This window comes from Nocardia amamiensis NBRC 102102, from assembly GCF_001612745.1.
In the GTDB taxonomy this organism is placed as follows: Bacteria; Actinomycetota; Actinomycetes; order Mycobacteriales; family Mycobacteriaceae; genus Nocardia; species Nocardia amamiensis.
Window position 1 is genome coordinate 1 of sequence record NZ_BDBA01000369.1, and the last position, 3,244, is coordinate 3,244.

General features: G+C 70.6%; 2 protein-coding genes. Both read right to left on the reverse strand.

Annotated elements, in window-relative coordinates:
- On the reverse strand, positions 1 to 1,034 hold a 1,034-nt coding region (locus tag NA4_RS37705; protein ID WP_157129565.1), incomplete at its 3' end, for a Mur ligase family protein.
- Between the two features lie 302 nt (positions 1,035 to 1,336).
- Entirely contained in the window at positions 1,337 to 3,235 is a 1,899-nt protein-coding gene (locus NA4_RS37710; protein WP_373862878.1) for a peptidoglycan D,D-transpeptidase FtsI family protein, read from the reverse strand.
- Positions 3,236 to 3,244: the final 9 nt, after the last annotated feature.

Consider the following 3,244-nt stretch of genomic DNA (forward strand, 5'->3'; position numbering starts at 1 on the left):
AGCGCGGGCGCGGCGACCGACGGCTCGACACCCGCGGCCGCGCACACGGCAAGGGCGAGCAAGCCGTTGGCGACGTTGTAGTGGCCTGGAAGTCGCAGGCGCGCAGCGACATCCCCCTGCGGACCGGACGCGATGAAGTCCTGTTCGCCGCCGTGCGCCGACACCGCGCCGGTGACGCTCCACGCGGCGGAACGGGTGGTCGACACGGTGACCGGGCGCGTCAGCCCGGCGGCCAGCCGTCGTCCCCACTCGTCGTCCACGCAGATCACGGCGGTGCGCGCCGCCACAGGCGAATCCGGCTCGAACAGTTTGCGTTTCGCGGCGAAGTAGTCCTCGAAGTCGGCGTGGAAATCCAGATGGTCTTGCGAGAGATTGGTGAACGCGCCGACCGCGAACCGCACCCCGTCCACCCGGCCCAGCGCCAGCGCGTGGCTGGAAACTTCCATCACGACCGCGTCCACGCCCTGCTCGACCATGAGCGCGAACATCGCGTGCAACTGAGGCGCCTCCGGGGTGGTCAGTGCGCTCGGCACCCGCCTGCCGCCGATCCTGGTCTCGATGGTGCCGATCAGCGCGGTGGACAACCCCGCGGCGGCCAGTCCCGCCTCGACCAGATAGGACGTTGTCGTCTTGCCGGAGGTGCCGGTGATCCCGACGATGCGCAGCCGCTCGGACGGGTTGCCGTAGATCGCCGCGGACAGCTCGCCGAGGACCGCCCTCGGGTTCTCCCGGATCAAGACCGGCACGTCGAGGGGACCCGCCAGCTCCGCGCCCGCCGCGTCGGTCAGCACCGCGACCGCACCCCGCGCTACGGCGTCCCGCGCGAAACGCGCGCCGTGCGAGCGGGCGCCGGGCAGCGCGGCGAACAGATCACCGGGCAGCACGGCATCGGAACGCTGCTCGACGCCGGTGACCGAGACGCCGCGCGCAGCCGTTCCTGGGCTCGTCGCCGCTCCGATGGCGGCGGCCAGCGATGCCAGCGGCGTCGACGGCGAATGCTCTGGCCGCAATGCGCGCGGTTGACCGGACTGCACAGAAACCAGGCTCCTTTCGGGGGCATCGATCGACGTGTCAGGTTACCGGCGACGTGTCACAGCGGGACCATGCGCCCCACCGCAAGGTCGGGTACCTCGCCCACCGCACCCTACGGGTTCGCACCCCCGGTCCGGAGCACGCCACGCGCCGGTCGGACGCCGCCGAGCCGGAGCGCGACGGGCATGGCCGATCACCGCCGCCCGCCGCGTCTCGAACACGCCGCTCACCTGCCGTTTTCCTGTGCACAGTGCTGATGCCTTCCTACCGATCACGCAGGCCGCACGCCGCGGGAGCGGTCGGATCACCCCGCCTGCAGCACGAATCGCCGGGACGGTTGCGGCGAGGGCGGAACGCGGTCCCGCTGCAGCGCCCAGGAGGCGATGTTGTGGAACAGCGGCGCCACCGACACGCTGCCGCTGCCGTCCGAGCTGCGGACCGGCGCGTCCAGCATGAGCCCGATCACGTAGCGCGGATTGTCCGCGGGAACCATGCCCGCGAACGTGATCCAGAACGACGACGTGGAATAGCACCGGCAGTTCGGGTCCACCTTCTGCGCGGTACCGGTCTTGCCTGCCACCTGGTAGCCCGCAATGGCCGCGGGCCATCCGGTGCCGTTCTGGTTGGCGTTCATCGGGTCGCGCTGCACGACCGCCTGGAACATCGTCCGCAACGTGGCCGCGGTCTGCGGGCTCACCACCCGCACTCCGTCCGGCTGGGTCTCCTCGGTGCGGGTGCTGTCCGGCGCGATCTGGGCGCGGACGATGCGGGGCGGGATGCGGACGCCGTCATTGGCGATTGCCTGGTACATGCTGGCCATCTGCAAGGTGGTCATCGAAAGACCTTGCCCGATGGGCAGATTCGCGAACGTGCCGCCGGACCATTGGTCGCGGTCGGGCATCAGTCCCGCGCTCTCTCCCGGCAGGCCGATGCCCGTGCGCTGGCCGAGCCCGAACCGGTGCGCCATGTCGGCGAAGCGGTTCTCCCCCACCCGCTGGGCCAGCAGGAGCGTGCCCACGTTCGAGGAGCGGCCGAAGATCCCCGTGGTGGTGTACGGCTCGACGTCGTGCGACCACGCGTCGTTCACCGTGACCCCCGCCATTTGGATCGCACTGGGCACCGGCACGACCTCGTCGGGCTCGGTCAAGCCGTACTCTATGGCCGCGGCCGCCGTGACGATCTTGTTCACCGAACCCGGTTCGAACACATCCGTGACGGACGGATTGCTCAGATCGGCACCCGCCCACTTCTGCGGTCCCAGCGCCGGGTTGAAGGTGTTGTCGTTGGCCATCGCCAGGACCTGTCCGGTCTTGGCGTCCAGGACGACAGCCGACGCGGAGCCCGCACCGGAGACGTCCTTCGCCTGCTGGACCTGTTGCTGCACGTAGTACTGCAGGTCCGAATCCAGGGTCAGCTCGACGGCGGACCCGTTGACCGCGGGCTGTTCGTCCCGCCAGCTGCCGGGGATGACCGCGCCGTCGGAGCCGCGATCGTAGGTGTGCGATCCGTCGGTACCGGCCAGCGCCGAGTCCAGCGACGATTCCAACCCGACCTGTCCGTGGCCGTCCCAGCCGGTGGCGCCGACGATGTTCGCCGCCAGCGAGCCGCCGGGATACACCCGGATGCTCTGCTGCTCCGAGCCGACTTGGGAGAACTGCTCGGTGATCTCACCCGCGACACGCGGATCGACATTGCGCGCCAAGTACACGAACTGCTCGTCGCCGCGCAACTTCGCCAGCAGATCCGCCTCCGCGGGCGCGTCCTTGCCCAGCTTCTCGTGGATGGTGCGCGCGATGGCCCGCAACCGCTCGTCCGGATCGGGCGCCTTGTCGTTCTTCGCCTTGGCGTCCGCCAACTCCTGGCGAACCCGGACCGGTTGGAAGGTCAAGGCTTTCGCGGAGACGGTGAACGCCAGCGACTTCCCATTGCGGTCGGTGATCGGCCCGCGGATCGCCGGGTCCGGTTGATGGGTGGTGCGCTGGCTGGCCGCCTGCGCCGACAGCCCCGGCGCCGCCACGCTCTGCACCCACAGCAGTTGCAGCGCGACCACGGCGAGTGCGACCAGCATGACTACCCGTCCGACGCCGAGGCGCAGCCGGAGGGGACCGTCCGAGACGGACACCGTGGCTTGGCGGGGCCTGCCCGCTGCCCTCGGGGCCGACGGGCCGCCGCGGCGGCGCTGCGCTTGCCTCGGGTGCGTCACCGCGGCACT